The 16028-nt window shown below is 70.7% G+C and carries 17 protein-coding genes; 10 read left to right on the plus strand and 7 right to left on the minus strand.

Annotated features, from left to right (window positions below; all coding sequences use genetic code 11):
• Window positions 1-18 precede the first annotated feature (18 nt).
• Window positions 19-1077, plus strand: a complete 1059-nt coding sequence (gene hisC / locus G537_RS0100380) for a histidinol-phosphate transaminase (RefSeq protein WP_026868424.1) — start codon at window positions 19-21, stop codon at window positions 1075-1077.
• A gap of 25 nt (window positions 1078-1102) precedes the next feature.
• Here hisC and folK read toward each other — a convergent pair whose 3' ends face one another.
• Window positions 1103-1597 (minus strand): 2-amino-4-hydroxy-6-hydroxymethyldihydropteridine diphosphokinase, encoded by a 495-nt coding sequence (folK, locus tag G537_RS0100385; protein ID WP_026868425.1) that lies wholly within the window; start codon window positions 1595-1597, stop codon window positions 1103-1105.
• A gap of 164 nt (window positions 1598-1761) precedes the next feature.
• Between folK and G537_RS0100390 the strand changes: the two genes are divergently transcribed.
• From G537_RS0100390 to G537_RS0100400, 4 genes are all read left to right on the plus strand, one after another.
• On the plus strand, window positions 1762-2619 hold the full coding sequence (locus G537_RS0100390; protein WP_026868426.1) for a bifunctional 5,10-methylenetetrahydrofolate dehydrogenase/5,10-methenyltetrahydrofolate cyclohydrolase: 858 nt from the start codon (window positions 1762-1764) through the stop codon (window positions 2617-2619).
• Entirely contained in the window at window positions 2616-3254 is a 639-nt protein-coding gene (locus G537_RS35710; protein ID WP_051247581.1) for a cyclodeaminase/cyclohydrolase family protein, read from the plus strand. The genes G537_RS0100390 and G537_RS35710 overlap by 4 nt, the downstream gene beginning before the upstream one ends.
• An 87-nt stretch (window positions 3255-3341) precedes the next feature.
• On the plus strand, window positions 3342-3650 hold the full coding sequence (locus G537_RS43375; protein WP_155888439.1) for a hypothetical protein: 309 nt from the start codon (window positions 3342-3344) through the stop codon (window positions 3648-3650).
• Between the two features lie 31 nt (window positions 3651-3681).
• Window positions 3682-4710, plus strand: a complete 1029-nt coding sequence (locus G537_RS0100400; RefSeq protein ID WP_245578828.1) for an OmpA family protein — start codon at window positions 3682-3684, stop codon at window positions 4708-4710.
• 219 nt (window positions 4711-4929) lie between these two features.
• Here G537_RS0100400 and cysQ read toward each other — a convergent pair whose 3' ends face one another.
• The 3 genes from cysQ to G537_RS35715 are packed head-to-tail and all read right to left on the minus strand — an operon-like array spanning window position 4930 to window position 7909.
• Window positions 4930-5706 (minus strand): 3'(2'),5'-bisphosphate nucleotidase CysQ, encoded by a 777-nt coding sequence (cysQ, locus tag G537_RS0100405; protein ID WP_026868428.1) that lies wholly within the window; start codon window positions 5704-5706, stop codon window positions 4930-4932.
• Window positions 5706-7079 carry an aminotransferase gene (locus G537_RS0100410; RefSeq protein ID WP_026868429.1) on the minus strand — a complete coding sequence of 458 codons (1374 nt, stop codon included), beginning with the start codon at window positions 7077-7079 and terminating at the stop codon, window positions 5706-5708. The genes cysQ and G537_RS0100410 overlap by 1 nt, the downstream gene beginning before the upstream one ends.
• Window positions 7076-7909, minus strand: a complete 834-nt coding sequence (locus G537_RS35715; protein WP_051247583.1) for an AraC family transcriptional regulator — start codon at window positions 7907-7909, stop codon at window positions 7076-7078. Before G537_RS35715 ends, G537_RS0100410 begins: the two co-directional genes overlap by 4 nt.
• A gap of 112 nt (window positions 7910-8021) precedes the next feature.
• Here G537_RS35715 and G537_RS41770 point away from each other — a divergent pair, with 112 nt between their 5' ends.
• Window positions 8022-8753: a class I SAM-dependent methyltransferase gene (locus G537_RS41770; protein ID WP_051247585.1), complete on the plus strand. Its 732-nt coding sequence runs from the start codon at window positions 8022-8024 to the stop codon at window positions 8751-8753.
• Here the strand turns inward: G537_RS41770 and G537_RS0100425 are convergent.
• Both G537_RS0100425 and G537_RS0100430 read right to left on the minus strand, forming a co-directional pair.
• Window positions 8750-9892: an acyltransferase family protein gene (locus tag G537_RS0100425; protein ID WP_162146070.1), complete on the minus strand. Its 1143-nt coding sequence runs from the start codon at window positions 9890-9892 to the stop codon at window positions 8750-8752. The two genes, G537_RS41770 and G537_RS0100425, sit on opposite strands and share 4 nt — an antisense overlap.
• Before the next feature lie 209 nt (window positions 9893-10101).
• Window positions 10102-10956: a MurR/RpiR family transcriptional regulator gene (locus tag G537_RS0100430; protein ID WP_245578831.1), complete on the minus strand. Its 855-nt coding sequence runs from the start codon at window positions 10954-10956 to the stop codon at window positions 10102-10104.
• 183 nt (window positions 10957-11139) lie between these two features.
• Between G537_RS0100430 and G537_RS0100435 the strand changes: the two genes are divergently transcribed.
• From G537_RS0100435 to G537_RS0100450, 4 genes are all read left to right on the plus strand, one after another.
• Window positions 11140-12033 (plus strand): glucosamine kinase nucleotide-binding domain-containing protein, encoded by an 894-nt coding sequence (locus tag G537_RS0100435; protein WP_026868432.1) that lies wholly within the window; start codon window positions 11140-11142, stop codon window positions 12031-12033.
• Window positions 12030-13130 (plus strand): N-acetylglucosamine-6-phosphate deacetylase, encoded by a 1101-nt coding sequence (gene nagA, locus G537_RS0100440; protein WP_026868433.1) that lies wholly within the window; start codon window positions 12030-12032, stop codon window positions 13128-13130. Before G537_RS0100435 ends, nagA begins: the two co-directional genes overlap by 4 nt.
• Window positions 13111-14133: an SIS domain-containing protein gene (locus G537_RS0100445; protein ID WP_026868434.1), complete on the plus strand. Its 1023-nt coding sequence runs from the start codon at window positions 13111-13113 to the stop codon at window positions 14131-14133. Before nagA ends, G537_RS0100445 begins: the two co-directional genes overlap by 20 nt.
• Window positions 14134-14346: 213 nt before the next feature.
• Window positions 14347-15459 carry a branched-chain amino acid ABC transporter substrate-binding protein gene (locus G537_RS0100450; RefSeq protein WP_155888440.1) on the plus strand — a complete coding sequence of 371 codons (1113 nt, stop codon included), beginning with the start codon at window positions 14347-14349 and terminating at the stop codon, window positions 15457-15459.
• Between the two features lie 52 nt (window positions 15460-15511).
• Here the strand turns inward: G537_RS0100450 and G537_RS0100455 are convergent, their stop codons facing one another.
• On the minus strand, window positions 15512-16000 hold the full coding sequence (locus G537_RS0100455) for a DUF3280 domain-containing protein (protein WP_026868436.1): 489 nt from the start codon (window positions 15998-16000) through the stop codon (window positions 15512-15514).
• Window positions 16001-16028 lie beyond the last annotated feature (28 nt).

Raw genomic sequence — 16028 nt, forward strand, 5'->3', positions numbered from 1 at the left:
CCTCACCTGGACATTGCCATGAGCCGGTTCTGGAGCCCGATCGTACACAGGCTGACCCCTTACGTCCCGGGGGAGCAGCCCGCCCGGCACGATCTGGTCAAGCTCAACACCAACGAGAACCCCTACGGTCCGTCGCCGCGCGCGCTCGCGGCGATCTCGGAGGCGACGACGGACGCGCTGCGGCTCTATCCTGATCCGACCGCCTTGCGGCTGCGGACGGCGATTGCCGAACACCACGGCATCGGCCCGGATCAGGTGTTCGCCGGCAACGGCTCCGACGAGGTCCTGGCCCACACGTTCCAGGCCCTGCTGAAGCACGACGCCCCGCTGCTCTTCCCCGACGTCACCTACAGCTTCTACCCGACCTACTGCCGTCTCTACGGCGTCGAGTTTCGCGAGGTTCCGCTCGATGACGCCCTCCGGATCCGCGTGGCCGACTATCGCCGGCCCTGCGGCGCGATCATCCTGCCGAATCCGAATGCGCCGACCGGCATCGCCCTGCCGCGCGACGAGATCGAAGCCCTGGTGGCCGACCATCCGGACCAGGTCGTCGCGATCGACGAGGCCTATGTGGATTTCGGCGGGCAGAGCGCCGTGCCGCTGGTGGACCGATATCCCAACCTGCTGGTGATCCGGACCTTCTCCAAATCGCATGGCCTCGCCGGGCTCCGCGTCGGCTTCGCCATCGGCCAGCGGCCGCTGATCGAGGCGCTGGAGCGGGTCCGGGACAGCTTCAACTCCTATCCCCTCGATCGCCTCGCCATCGCCGGCGCGGTCGCCGCCTGGGACGACCGGGCATGGTTCGAGACGCAGCGCGACCGGATCGTCGCCAGCCGGGAGCGGCTGGCGGCATCGCTGCGCGACCTCGGCTTCGACGTGCTGCCTTCGGCCGCGAACTTCCTGTTCGCCCGCCATCCGGCGCGATCGGGCGCCGAACTTGCGGCGGCGCTCCGGGACAGGGCGATCCTGGTGCGCCATTTCCCGAAGCCGCGCATCCGCGATCATCTCCGCATCAGCATCGGCACGGACACCGAATGCGACCGGCTGCTCGCAGCCCTCCGGGACCTGGTCGCCTGAGCCGAACCCCGCTGGCCGGACGCTCCTAGTCCAGCCGCAGGTCGTCGCGCCGGACCACGCCGGAAAGCGGCCCGAGCGCCTGCAGCAGTTCCCCCACGCTGCGGCCGTCGACCGGATGCCGCCAGCCGGCCGCGACATCGGCCGCCGGCGCCAGGACGAAGCCGCGCTCCGCCATCCGCGGATGCGGCACCACCAGCTCCGGCCGGTCGACGACGCGGTCGCCATAGAGCAGCAGGTCGATATCGATCAGCCGCGGCCCGTTGGGGCGGCTGGGGACCCGGCCGATCTCCGCCTCCGCCGCCTTCAGCCGCGCCAGCAGCGCCTCGGGCCCGAGGCCGGTGCGGGCGGCGACGCACATGTTGAGGAAGGCGGGCTGGTCGGTGTCGTACATCGGCGCCGTCTCGTAGACGGCCGAGAGCGCCTCGACCGCGACGGTGCGGCGCAGCCAGGCGATCGCCCGGTGCAGATTGGCCACGCGGTCGCCGAGATTGGTTCCGAGCGCGAACAGGACGGGGACCATCGCTTGCTCCAGGGCCGATCCCGCGCTTCGCCGCGAATCGGCCGATCGGTGTCGCGGCCCCAGTGGCGAGGGGCGGCGGCGTTATGGCCTTGTCCGGTGGAAATGTCGAGCCGGGCCTCACCTTGATGGTGTATGCCGGGCCGGACGCTGAACGGGACCTCGCCATGGCCGAAGCCACCGCCCTGCTGGGAAAGCCGATCGCCGAGCGGATCCGGTCGCGGATCCTGGCGGACCGGCCGCCCGATCTTCGCCCCTGCCTGGCCGTGGTGGTGGCCAGCGACGACGCCGCGGTCGCCCGCTACGCCGCCGCCAAGCAGCGCACCGCCGACGCGCTGGGCCTGGGCTTCCGGGTCGAGACGGTCGACCCCGCCGGCGGCCAGGCCGCGCTCGACGCCCGCGTCGCCGCGCTGTCGGCCGACCCGGAGGTGCACGGCATCCTGCTGGAGCTGCCGCTGGCCGCCGGGCTGGATGTCGAGACCGCCATCCGGCAGCTCGACCCGCTGAAGGATGTCGACGGGCTGACGCCGCACAATCTCGGCCTGATCGCCGCCGGGCGCGAGGCCGACGCGCTGCTGCCCGCCACCCCGGACGCCTGCATCCGCCTGGCGGAGACCGTGGCGGATCTGAAGGGTACCCGGGCCGTGGTGGTCGGCCGCGGCCGCGCCGTGGGCCGGGCGCTGGCGCCGATGCTGGTCAACCGCGACGCCACGGTGACGGTCTGCCACAGCCGCACCCGCGACCTGGCCGCCGCCGTCGCCGCCGCCGACATCGTCTTCGTCGCCGCCGGCCGGCCGGGCCTGGTCACCGGGGCGATGGTCCGGTCGGGTCAGGTGGTGATCGATGCGGGCATCTCGGTGATCGACGGCCGGGTGGTCGGCGATGTCGACGCCGGCAGCGTCCGCCCGGTCGCCGCGGCGCTGACGCCGGTGCCGGGCGGCGTCGGACCGCTAACCGCGACCCTGATCTTCGCCAATCTGCTGCGGGCTGTGGAGCTGCAGCGCCGCCTCGGGAGACTGCGATGAGCATCGAGACCGAAGACAGCCTGTGGCGCTGGCCGCTCGCCACCTTCCGCGACACGCTGGCCAGCGATTCGCCGACGCCGGGCGGCGGCTCCGCCGCCATGGTATCGGCGACGTTCGGCCTCGGCCTCGTGTTGATGGCGCTGCGCGTCACCGCCAACAAGGCGGCCGACCGAACCTTCCTCGACACCCTGATTCTGTCGGGCGAGCGGCTGATGGCCGAGCTGTCGGCCCATGCCGACGCCGATGTCGCCGTGTTCGACGCCTATATGGCGGCGCTGAAGCTGCCGAAGGCGACCGAGGGGGAGAAGGCGGCGCGGCGCAGGGCCCTGCAGGAGGCGACGATCGCCGCCACCGAGATCCCGCTGAACGCGGCCCAGACCACGCTCGAGGCGATCGACCTCGCCAACCAGGCTGCCACGCTGGCGGCGCCCCAGATCGTCAGCGATGTCGGCGCCGGCGCCGCGACGCTGTGCGGCGCGGTGGAGGCGGTGCTCTATGCCGTCGACGTCAATCTGCGCGGTCTCGACGATGCCGCCCGCCGCCAGGTCTATGCCGACAGCCGCGACCGACTGCTCGCGGCGGCGGAGCAGCGCGCCGGCGGCGTCGCGCGACTGGTGCGGGACCGGCTGCGCTGAGGGAGGGTGATTCTCCGGATTCGGGCGGCCTCGCCTGCCGCCGTCGGATCCGCGCGAATCCAGAGGGGCGTCCGGTGCGGAGCCGGAATGATGATCCGACCGCAGATCTCTGGCCTAATTATCTGGATCTACTGCGAAATCTTCGAGTTTGGGAAATCCCTGGCGAAAGCAGGCGCTGTCACGGCTTTGTTGCATTCGCGCCGCCCCTCGCAGCCCAACGCTTTTCCGTTTCCAAAATCCGAACAATCGGTTAACCCGGTTGCGAATGGCCGCGCAAGCTGGTGGTGCATCGCTGCAACACTGCGCGAAATTCGCAACAGCGCGCGGTCCATTTCAATTGCGGTCTACGCCCGACCATCGTACATCCAAAGGGAGCGGTCTGGTCGCAGCCCTTGAAGGAAGCGGGGGACGAGACCTCGGTTGAACCGTGATCAGCGAGGTATTGGATATGAAGAAGAACTTGATGTACGCCGTCGGTGCGGCCGCCCTGCTCGTTGCAGCTCCGGCGATGGCGCAGCAGTATCAGGCCACCGGTCTCTATGTCGGCGCCGGCGCCGGCGTGAACATCCGTCAGAATGACGAATGGAGGCTCAAGGGCGCGGACCTCGACGGCAAGTCCGAATACGACATCGGCCCGGCCGGCAACATCTACCTCGGTTACGACTGGGGCTCGTTCCGTGCGGACGCTGAAGTCAGCCTGCGCACCAACGATGTCAAGGAAGCCAAGCTCGAGGGCGAGACCTTCGCCAAGAACGGTCACTTCCGCACCATCGGCATCATGGCCAATGGCTACTACGACTTCGATTTCGGCTCGCCCTTCGTGCCGTATGTCGGTGCCGGCGTCGGTGTCGCCCTGCTCGATTCCGAGCTGAAGGCTGGCGGCAACAAGTTCAACGACTTCAACACCCAGTTCGCCTATCAGGGCATCGCGGGTGTGTCGTACAACTTCTCGCCGAACCTGGCCGCGAACCTCGAGTACCGCTACTTCGGCAACACCGAGCCGACCTTCAGCGACCAGGGCGTCAAGCTGAAGTACGACAGCAGCAACAACCACACCATCCTGCTCGGTGTGCGCTACACCTTCGCGCCGGCTCCGGCCGTCGTCGAGGAGCCGGTTGTCGTCCAGGGCCGCAGCTACCTGGTGTTCTTCGACTTCGACAGCTCGCGTCTGACCCCGGAAGCCCGCCAGATCGTGGCCTCGGCCGCGGCTGACGCCCTCCAGGGCAAGACCACCCGCATCGACGTCACCGGCCACACCGACCGTTCGGGTTCGGACCGGTACAACCAGGCCCTGTCGGTGCGTCGCGCCGAGGCGGTCCGTCGCGAGCTGGTCGCCGACGGCGTCGCCGACAGCCTGATCGTCACCCGCGGCGTCGGCGAGTCCGATCCGCTGGTCCCGACCGCCGACGGCGTCCGCGAGCCGCAGAACCGTCGCGTCGAGATCGTCATCAACTAAGACGGTCTTTCAAAGATCCCATCGGGAGAGGGGGGCGTCCTTCGGGGCGCCCCTTTCTTTTTGAGGGTTTGAGGAGAGACGCAGCCGGCCCGCCGTGGGCTCAAGCGTCCTTCGCCATCCCCGCGAAAGCGGGGATCTCGCGACAGTCCGACCGGATGAAGATCCCACCTTCGCGGGATTGGCGGACCAAAGAGAGATCTGCCGGGGAGAGGGCGAAGATCAGCCGGCCGCGCCCCCATGCGCGACGAAGCCCGCATTGAGGAAGCCGGGCTTGGCGTAGGCGAGCGGACGGCCGGTCGGGTCGTCGATGCCGCCTCCGGCGGCCCGCAGCACCGCGTCCGCGGCCGCAGTGTCCCATTCCATCGTCGGGCCGAAACGGAGATAGAGATCCGCCTCCCCGGCCGCGATCAGCGCGATCTTCAGCGAGCTGCCGAGGATCCGGCGCTCGGCGATGCGGCGGCCGCGCAAAGCCTCGTCCAGCCGGGCATCGTCGCCGTGCGACCGGCTGGTCAGCACCACCAGCCCGTCCTCCGGCGGCCGACGCGCGGCGATGCGCTGCGGCGCTCCGTCGCCCCGCTGCTGCCAGGCTTCTCCACCGGCCGCCCAGAAGCGGCGGTCGAAGGCCGGAGCCTCGACCACGCCGAGCACCGGCACGCCGCCCGCCACCAGGGCGATGTTGACGGTGAACTCGCCGTTGCGGCGCAGGAATTCCTTGGTGCCGTCGAGCGGATCGACCAGCCAGAACCGCTCCGCCGCCGCCGGGATGCCGTGCGCGGCGCAATGCTCCTCCGCCACCACCGGCACCTCCGGCGCCAGGGCGCGCAGGCCGGGCAGGATCAGCGCTTCGGCCGCGTGATCCGCGGCGGTGACCGGGCTGCCGTCCTCCTTGCGGAGCATGGCGCCGTCGAAACTATTGTAGATCTCCAGCACCACCCGACCGGCGCGGCGCGCCAGATCGACCACCGCCTCGACCGGGGGCAGGCTCTCCGGCCCCATCACGCGGCCTCCCGCAGCGCCGACCAGGTGTCCTCCAGCGCCAGGCCGAAGCGGCGCAGCATCTCGGCGACGCCGGCCTCGTCGATGATCATCGGCGGGCAGAAGGCGATGGCGTCGCCCGGCATCGCCCGGGTCAGCAGCCCGTACGCCTGGGCCCGGCGGACCAGTTCGGCGCCGACGCCCTTGGCCTTGTCGAAATTGGTCCGGCCGGCCTTGTCCGCCACCAGCTCGGCCGCCGCGATCAGACCGAGGCCGCGCACCTCGCCGACCAGCGGATGGTCGGCGTAGCGGCGCAGCCCTTCCTGCAACGCGGCGCCGACCCGCCGCACCCGGCCGACGATGTCGGCCTCGCGATAGATCTTCAGCGTCTCCAGCGCCACCGCCGCGGCGACCGGATGGCCGCCATAGGTGTTGCCGTGGCCGAACAGGCCGTGCTTGTCGCTGCCGGCCACCAGCGCCTCGTAGACCGGGCCGGACACCAGCGTCGCCGCGATCGGCAGGAAGCCAGCCGAGAGCTGCTTGGCCACGGTCATGATGTCCGGCCGGATGCCGAAGGTGTCGCAGCCGAACCAGCTGCCGGTGCGGCCGAAGCCGCAGATCACCTCGTCGGCGATGAACAGCACGTCGTGCCGGCGCAGCACCGCCTGCACCTTCTCGAAATAGGTGCGCGGCGGCACGATCACGCCGCCCGCGCCCATCACCGGCTCGGCGATGAAGGCGGCCACCGTCTCCGGCCCCTCGGCCCGGATCACGGCATCCAGCTGCTCGGCCAGGCGGGTGGCGTAATCCTCCTCGCTCTCGCCCGGCCCGGCGCCGTGATAGTGGTGCGGGGTGTCGACATGCACCACCCGGCCGACCGGCAGATCGAAGCCGTCCTGCGCGTAGGCCAAGCCGGTCAGGCTGCCCGACATCACCGTGACGCCGTGATAGGCCTTGCGGCGGGCGATGATCTTCTTCTTCTCCGGCCGCCCCAACGCGTTGTTGACGTACCAGGCGATCTTGACCGCGAGGTCGTTGGCCTCGGAGCCGGAATTGACGAACAGCGCCCGCTCCAGCGGCTCCGGCGCGATCGCCATCAGCGCCTCGGCAAGGTCGACCAGCACGTCCGGCACCTTGCCGCCGAAGGCGTGATAGAAGGGCAGCTGCCGCATCTGCCGCGTCGCCGCCTCGACCAGCCGCTCCTGATCGAAGCCGAGCCCGGCGCACCAGAGGCCGGCCAGCCCTTCGATGTATTCGCGCCCCTCCTCGTCATAGACGTGGATGCCCTTGCCGCGGCTGATCACCAGCGGCCCGGTCTCGCGATGAACGCTGAGATTGGTGTAGGGATGCAGCAGATAGGCGACGTCCCGCGCGGCGGTGGAGTTGGGGATCACGAGCGGCGTCCTCCGGCTGGTCGTTGGCGTCCGCCATGGTTACCGGAAGGCGGCGGTGCCGTCCCGGGCGTTTCGCGCATGGCTGGCCCGGAGCCGGGGGCCGCGAAGCGGAAATAGCGCTTCGGCGTCGTGCCGGTGGCTTCCCGGAAGTCCCGGATGAAGTTGCTCGCCGACCCGAAGCCCAGATCGTGCGCCACCGCCGTGACCGACCCGCCCTCGGCGAGCCTGATCAGGGCGGTCCGCAGCCGGACCTGCCGCCGATAGGCGGTGAAGCTCATCCGCGCCTCCCGCTGGAACGCCCGCGCCAGCGACCGCGTCGTCGTTCCCAGCCGCACGGCCCATTCGGCCAGCATCCCGGCCTGCCCCGGATCGTCCGCGAAGGCCGCCTCGATCGCCTTCAAGCCCGGGGACGTCATCGGCGGAATGAACAGCCCGGGCGCCGGCAGCAATGTCAGCTCGTCGGCGAGGACCAGGCAGAGGCGATGCCGGGCGCGGCCCTGCGGGCGCCCGGCTTCCAGGGCCAGGATCACCTCGCGCAGCAGCGGGCTGACCGCGACGATGCCGCAGCGGTCCGGCAGCCGGCGCAGCAGGGCGCCGCGGCAATAGGCGCTCAGCATCTCGAAGCCGGCGGAGGTCTCGACCCGATGCTCCTCGCCGGCCGGCAGCCAGCAGCCCCGGAGCGGCGGGACGACCCATTGCCCCCGGCGCGTGTGCAGCACCATGACTCCCCGGCCCGGATAGATCAGTTGGGCAAGCGGATGGTGGTGCCATGTCCCGGAGAAGCCGGCCGGGAAGCGCGCATGTTCGACATCGATCCAGCCCTCCGTCACGGCCTCTCCTTCGACAGCCCCGTGTCCGATCGGGAATATACCGTGTCAGCCGTAGCGGTATCGGACGCTCGGCCGGAACGATAGCCTCGGTCGAACGAATGATGGAGGCCGCATGACGCCGACCATGATGACGCCGCGGACCGAGCCCGACGAAACGCCACGCCCGCGCGGAGACCACAGGCAGGATCTCCTGGCCGCGGTGCGCGGCGTCCGACCGTCTTCCGTCCTGGATGTCGGCTGCGGCGACGGCACCTTCCTGCAGGCCGTGATCGCCGACGGCCTGGTCCGCGGCATCGGCCTCGAACCGGAGGAGACCGCCGCCGACCAGGCGCGGGCGCGCGGATTGGAGATCCACCCCGGCCGGGCCGAGGCCCTGCCCTTCGCGGATGACAGCTTCGATGTCGTGACCCTGGAGTATGTCGCCCATCACGTCGAGAACCTGCCCAGGAGCCTGCGGGAGGCGGTCCGGGTGGCCCGGCGCGCCGTCTTCATCCTCGACGGCTGGTACGACGAGGAGCTGCCCTCGCAGCGGGTGATGCGCGATCTCGACGACTGGCGAAAACGGATCGATCGCCGGCTCGGCCTCGTCCACAATCCCTGCCCCAGGCCCCGCGACCTGACCGACCCGCTGCTCGCCTCCGGTCCGCTCGAGATCGACTATGCCTGCCGTCTGGAGCTGTGTCCGAGGTCGCTGGCGCAGTTGGAGTCGGAGTCGTGGCGGCACCTGGAAGCCGTCGCCCCGGCGCCCGATCTGGCCACGGAGCTGGACCGGATCCTCGATCAGGGCCGGCTGCACGGCTGCACCGAGGCCGGAGCCCTGCTGCTGGCCGCGCGGTTTCCCTAGGGTGCGCTGCCGCCCGGCAACACGGCCATGCCGGCCGGAGGCGACGTGCGCAGCGGGACCGGCAATCGCAGCGCCTTGGCTGTCCGGCGGATGACGGCCGCAGCCCACGAGACCCGGCGCAACGCCGGCAGCTCCACCAGGGTCCAGGACAGGAAGGCCACCGGCAGGGTGATCAGCACCATCAGCGGAAACAGTTGCGGCCACAGCAGCCCGGGCCACAGGCTGATCAGGATCTGGCCGATCGGCCAGTGCCAGATATAGGCGGCGTAGGACAGCTCACCGACCCGGCCGTAGCCGAGAATCCAGCCCTTCGGGACCAGGGCGAGCCACAGGGCAGCCGCGCCGCAGGCCAGGATCGAGGCCAGCTCCGCCCACAACGTGCCCCGCACCAGCACCGTCAGCCCGCCGAGCAGGACCACCAGCCAAAGGGACAGCGGAATCCAGCGGCGATAGTGGTAGAGGGCAACGCCGATCGTGAAGCTGATGCCGAAACCGGCCACGGCGTCGACCGGTATGATCAAGCGGAGATCGGTGCCGAAGGTGACGCCGAAATACACCGCAGTGATGGCGGCCAGCGTCAGCGGCAGCCACCGGGGCGACAGCCATCCGGCCACCGACACCAGCGCCAGCGCGACATAGCAGAGGATTTCGTAGAGCAGCGTCCACAGCGACGGGTTGATCGCGGTCGCCCACGGCACGGTCTCGAACATGCCCGGCAGGTCGGGCACGAACAGCCCGCTCGACGCCTTCGGCAGGAAGAGCCATGTGTCCAGCCTGCTGAAATAGTCCGGGACGGACAGGCTGGTCATCAAGGGGCCGATCAGGAAGACCATGACGGCGGAGAACAGCAGCAGCGGCGGCGCGATCCGCATCACCCGGGCCGCGGCATAGGCACAGAGCGAGGCCCGCTTGTCCAGGCTCATCGCCACCATGATGCCGCTGAAGAGGAAGAACAGCCGCAGCGCGTTCTTGCCCATCAGCACAAGAGCGTTCCGGAATTCCGGATCGTGCTCCAGATAATACGACTCCATGCCGCTGATTTCGATCGAGTGGGCGAAGACGATGAACAGCGCACCGATCATGCGGCACAGGTGGAAGTTGTTCCGCCGTGCCTCCATCGCCTGCTGCAGTGTCCGCAAACGGGCCTCCATCGCCACCGGCCGCCGCCTTGCGCCGGCGGCCGGTACCGCGCGTCGACACGTCTTCCGGCAGGCGACACTGCACCGCGCCACAGCCGTACGCGTCGACATACCCGGCTGCTCGATCGAGCATCCGGCAGGATGCGAATGCCGATCAAGGCGGCCACACGGCGAAGACGCTACCCCGAAGGATGGAAGGAGCGACCGGATCAGCCCTCCTGCGCCTCATGCCGGCGGCCGAGGGCGACGGCCAGGGTCAGGGCCAGGCAGGGGGTGGCCGAGAGCGAACGGAAGGCGTCGATCTCGCCCTCATGCACCACGAAGCAGGCATCGGCGATCGGATAGACGGGGCTGAGGTCGCTGTCGGTGATGGCGACGATCGGCACGCCGGCGGCCCGGGCCCGGCGCGCCACCTCCTGCACATCCGGGGCGTAGCTGCGGAAGGTGACGACGAACAGCGCGTCGCCCGGGCGGATCGCCCGGGCCTGCTCCGCCAGCATGCCGCCGAAATTGTCGAGCAGATGCACCGGCCGGTCGAGCTGGGCCAGCAGGTAGGAGAGATAGACCGCGATCGGGAAGGACCGGCGCTGGGCCGCCAGATGGATGCAGTCGGCCTGCGCCAGGATGTCGACCGCGCGGGCGAAGACCGCCGGGTCGACATCGCCGCGCAGCCGCTCCAGCGCGCCGACCGAGATGTCGATGAAGGCGTTGAGCGGGCCGGATGGCGTGTCGGCGCCGCCGAAGCGGGCGTCGAGCGTGCGGATGCGCGCCTCGTAGCTCGGCATCCGTTCCACCAGCTGGGCCCGGAACAGGCGCTGCATCTCGGAGAAGCCGTCGAAGCCGAGCGCCTGGGCGAAGCGGACCAGGGCCGAAGGCTGCACCTCGGCCTTGGCGGCGATCACCGCCACCGTCTCCAGCGCGATCACGTCGGGATGGGCCAGGGCGAATTCGGCGATGGTCTTGAGCCGCTTGCTGAGGGCCGGGTAGCGGACCGCGATGGCGCCGCGCAGCGCCTCGAAGCTGTCCGGCGCCGGCTCGACCGTTCCCATGTCCGTCCCCGCCATGCCCATTCGTTCCAAATGTTCCAACTCTTGGAACAATAATCCCAGGTCGGACTGCGAGGAAACGCCATTCATGTGGCCCGGCCGGCATTCGGGTGGTATAGACCAGCCAGCGCGATACGCTGGCGGCTGACGCGGCCGGCCCGGCTTGCTAGCGTCCAGCGCGCCGACACATCAGGACCAGGCATGGCGATCCGCATCCATATCGGCGTCGACGGCGGCGCGACCGGCACCAGGCTTCGCGCCGTCGATCCGGACGGCCGCGTGCTCGGCGAGGGCACGGCCGGCCCGTCCAGCCTGACGCTCGGCGTCGACCCTGCCTGGGCGCAGATCCGGATCGCGCTCGATGCCGCCGGGATCGCCGGGACGGACTATGCCGACGCCGTGCTCGCCTGCGGCCTGGCCGGCACGGGCAACCCCGCCAAACGGGCCGAGTTCCGCGCCAAGGCGCCCGGCTTCGCCCGCCTCCGCCTGTGCTCCGACGCCCATGCCACGACGCTGGGCGCCCATGGCGGCCGGCCCGGCGCCGCAATCGCGCTGGGCACCGGCACGGTCGGCAGCGCGATCTTCGCCGACGGCACCACGCGCCAGGTCGGCGGCTGGGGCTTCCCGGTCGGCGACGAGGGCAGCGGCGCCTGGCTGGGCCTGAGGGCGTTGGGCGAGGCGCTGCAGCTGCTGGACGGCCGCGAGGTCGACCCGCCCGGCGGCTCCGCCCTGCACCGGGCCATGTTCGAGGCCTGCGGCGCCACGGCGGCGGAGCTGCTGTCCTGGACCTATCAGGCGCCGTCGACCAAATACGCCACCCTGGCACCGGTCGTGGTGCGGCTGGCGGAGCAGGGCGACCCGGCCGCGATGCGGCTGATGCGGGAGGCCGGGCGAGAGGTCGACCGGCTGGCCCGCGCCCTGGATCCCGACGGCGCCCTGCCCTTCTGTGCCGGCGGCAGCCTGGCGGCGCCGCTGCGCCCCTATATGGACCCCGCCATCACCGCCCGGCTGCGCCCGCCGCTGGGCGATGCCCGCGACGGCGCCGTGCTGCTGGCGCGGTTCCTGGCCCCCGGCGAAGCCTGGAGCGATCAATGACCAAGACCCTGGAAGGCCGCATCCTGACGCCTGGGGGCTGGATCTCCGGCCGCATCGGCTTCGACACCCATATCCGCGGCATCGAGCCGGTCGCCGGCCTGGCCGGCCCGATGATCGTCCCCGGCTTCATCGACCTGCACTGCCATGGCGGCGGCGGCGCCGATGCGATGGAGGGCGAATTGTCGATCCGCACCCTGGCCCGCACCCATGCCCGGCACGGCACCACCTCGCTTCTGGCCACCACCATGACCTCGCCGGTCGAGGAGATCGAGACGGCGCTGGACGGCGCCGGCCGGGTGATCGCCGGCCGCCGGCCGGGCGAGGCGCGGGTGCTGGGCGTGCATCTGGAAGGCCCCTTCATCAGCCCGGACCGGCTGGGCGCCCAGCCGCCCTACGCCATCCCGGCCGATCTCGACCGGATGGCGGATTTCTGCGACCGCGCCGACATCCGGGTCGTCACCTGGGCGCCGGAGGCCGACCCCGACGGCAGCCTGCAGGCTTTCCTGGCGGCGCGCGGCATCCGGGTGCAGCTCGGCCACTCCTCATGCGACTACGAGACGGCGGCGGAAGCGTTCTCCCGCGGGGTCGACGGCGTGACCCACATGTTCAACGCCATGACGGCGCTGCATCACCGCGCGCCCGGCATCGTCGGCGCTGCCCTGGCCCATGCCGACCATGCCGAGCTGATCCCCGACCTGCTGCATGTCCATCCCGGCGCCATCCGGGCGGCGCTGCGGGCGATCCCGTCGCTCTACGCCGTCACCGACGCCACCGCTGCGTCGGGCATGCCGGACGGCGACTACCGGCTGGGCCGGCACACGGTGCGGAAATGCGGCAACGGCGTGCGGCTGGACGACGGCACCCTGGCCGGCAGCTGCCTGACCATGGACCGGGCCTTCGCCAATCTCGTCGCCATCGGCCTCGCGCCCGAGGAGGCGTCGCGCCGCACCTCGACCCTGGCCGCCGACTATCTCGGCCTGGCCGATCGCGGCCGCCTGACGCCCGGAGCCTGGGCCGACATCGTCGTTCTCGACGCCGACCTGCGGGTCACCGGCGTCCATGTCGAAGGAGAGTCGATTGACCTCGATCATGCTTGAGGAGGCGCTGGAGGCGCCGGCCCGCATCGCCGACCTGCTGGCCGCCGACGCGGATCTCACTCGCGACCTGGCGGCCCGGCTGCGGGCCGAACGGCCGCGCTTCGCCGTCACCATCGCCCGCGGCAGCTCCGACCACGCCGCCACCTATGCCGCCTATCTCATCGGCAGCCGGCTCGGCGTCGTCACCGCCTCGCTGCCGCCCTCGCTGGAGACGCTGGGCCACAGCGATCTCGACCTGAAGGGCAGCCTAGCGATCGCCATATCCCAGTCCGGCCGCAGCCCGGACCTGGTGACGCCGGTCCGCCGCGCCCGCGAGCGCGGGGCGCTGACCGTCGCCATCCTGAACTCGACCGACAGCCCGGCCGCGCGGGCGGCGGAGGTGGTGCTGGACCAGCATGCCGGGCGCGAGCGCGCCGTGGCCGCCACCAAATCCTATATCGCCAGCCTGGTCGCCGCCGCCCGGCTGGTCGCCGAATGGGCCGAGGATGCCGAGCTGAAATCGGCGCTGCAGCGGCTGCCGGAGGCGCTGGCGGATGCCGTGCGCCGCGACTGGTCGCCGGCCATCGAGGCGCTGGCCGAGGCCGATCGGATGATGGTCGCCGGGCGCGGCCTGAACCTGGCGATCGCGCAGGAGAGCGCGCTGAAGTTCAAGGAGACCTGCATCCTGCAGGCCGAGGCGATGAGCGCGGCCGAGATCATGCACGGGCCCAAGGCGCTGGTCGAGGCGGGCTACCCGGTGCTGGCCTACGCCCCGAACGACGGCGGGCGCGAGAGCGTGCTGAAGATGGCGGCGGAGTTCCGCGGCCTGGGGGCCAATGTCCTGCTGGCCGGCGCGCCGGGGGTCGAGGGCGCGTCGCTGCCGCTGCCGCCGCCGCTGCATCCGGCGCTGGACCCGATTCTGGCGATCGGCGCCTTCTATCCCTTCGTCGCCGCCCTGTCGGAGGCGCGCGGCCTGTCGCCGGACGCCCCGCGCAACCTGAGCAAGGTGACCGAGACGGTCTGACCCGATTCGGCTCAAATCCGATCGATCGGTCGCGAACGGCCCGGGCCGGGATATTTTCCTGACGGAACGGCGCGCCCGGCCGATCGAAACGAAGCCCGGGTGGGCCGAAACGCCCGTTCTGCAACAAACGAATTCACGCCGGGCCCGCAATCGCTTTACCCTCTGCCCAAAGTGCGGGCATCCGGCCCGCCTGAACGAAAAGGGGAGATTCGCATGAGCAGATTCCGCAGCGGGACGCTGGCCTCGGCCCTGGCCATGGCCGTCGTCTTCGGCGGATCGGCCGCCTGGGCCGACGTCACCATCGGGGCCGCCTTCGTGCTGAGCGGCGGCAACGCCCCCTATGGCCTGCAGGAGCGGCGCGGCGTGGAGGCGGCGGTGGAGGCGATCAACGCCGCCGGCGGGGTCAATGGCGAGAAGATCGTGGTCGAGTTCGGCGACGATGCCGGCGACCCGCGCCAGGCCGTGCAGGTCGCCAACGATATGGTCAACAAGAAGGTGGCCGTCGTCATCGGCCACACCCTGTCGGGCGCCACCGTGGCCGCGGCCCCGGTCTATGACGAGGAAGGGATCATCATGATCACCCCCTCGGCCACCGCAGTCGACCTGACCGAGAAGGGCTACAAGACCGTGTTCCGCACGGTCGTCCGCGACGACCAGCAGGGCAAGGTCGCCGGCGCCTACATCGCCGAGAAGTTCAAGGACAAGAAGATCGCCTTCGTCCAGGATTCGACCACCTACGGCAAGGGCCTGGCCGACGCCACCAAGGCGGTGGTCAACGCCGCCGGGGTGAAGGAAACGGCCTATGAGACGATCACGCCGGGCGAGCTCGACTATTCCGCGACGATCTCGAAGCTGAAGGCCCAGAACATCGACGTCGTCTATTACGGCGGCCTGTACAACGAGGCCGGCCTCTTGCTGCGCCAGATGCGCGACCAGGGTCTGCAGGCGCAGTTCATCTCCGGCGACGGCCTGTACGCCCAGGACTTCTGGTCGATCGTCGGCCCGGCCGGCGAGGGCGTGCTGCTGACCATCGACAACCCGCCCGAGACCAACCCGGCGGCCAAGGACGTGGTCGCGGCGCTGAAGGCCAAGAACATCGATCCGGCCGGCTACACCCTCTACGCCTATGCCGCGGTCCAGGTCTGGGCCGAGGCGGCGAAGAAGGCCGGCTCGACCGACCCGGAGAAGGTGGCGGCCGCGCTGCACGACGGCAGCGACTACAAGACCGTGATCGGCGACATCGCCTATGACGAGAAGGGCGACCGCACCAAGTCCGGCTACGCCCTGTACAAGCGCGTCGGCACGGGCTTCGAGCCGGTGAAGTAAGCCTGCGGATCGATGGATCCGGACAGGGGCCGGTCCAGCGCCGGCCCCTTTTTCATGGTGCCTGCCGCAGCAGGCGCTCGTCGATCAGGAAGTCGACGCCGCGCAGCCACGCCGCGTCGGTGTCGCCGCGGATCTGGCCCTGGACATGGGCGACGTATTGGCCGGTGCGCAGGTCGGCGACCCAGATGTCCATGGTCGAGACCAGGGTCGAGACCTTGTGGACCGAGGACAGCACCGCCAGCTCCGCCCCGCTCTCCCGGGCGACGTCCAGCCAGCAGCCGCCGCAGCTGTAGCGGGGCGCCGTCGCCGCGACTTTCGCCGCCAGCGGCGTCAGGTCGACCGACCGGTAGCGGCCGGACTGCTCCAGCTTGCGGGCCAGCCGTTGGGTGGCCAGGGCGATCCGCTCATCGTGGCCGGGCGACGCGGGCTCGCCGCTGGTGTCGGCCAGCTCGAACGGGAACACCGCCGTCGGCACCGGCGCCTGCGCCGCCGCGGGGCCGGCGGTCAGAACCAGGATCGGGATCAGCCAACGCCACGGCATTGCCGCCCTCCATCGCTGCGGGTCCGTC

Source organism: Inquilinus limosus DSM 16000 (assembly GCF_000423185.1).
Classification (GTDB): Bacteria; Pseudomonadota; Alphaproteobacteria; order DSM-16000; family Inquilinaceae; genus Inquilinus; species Inquilinus limosus.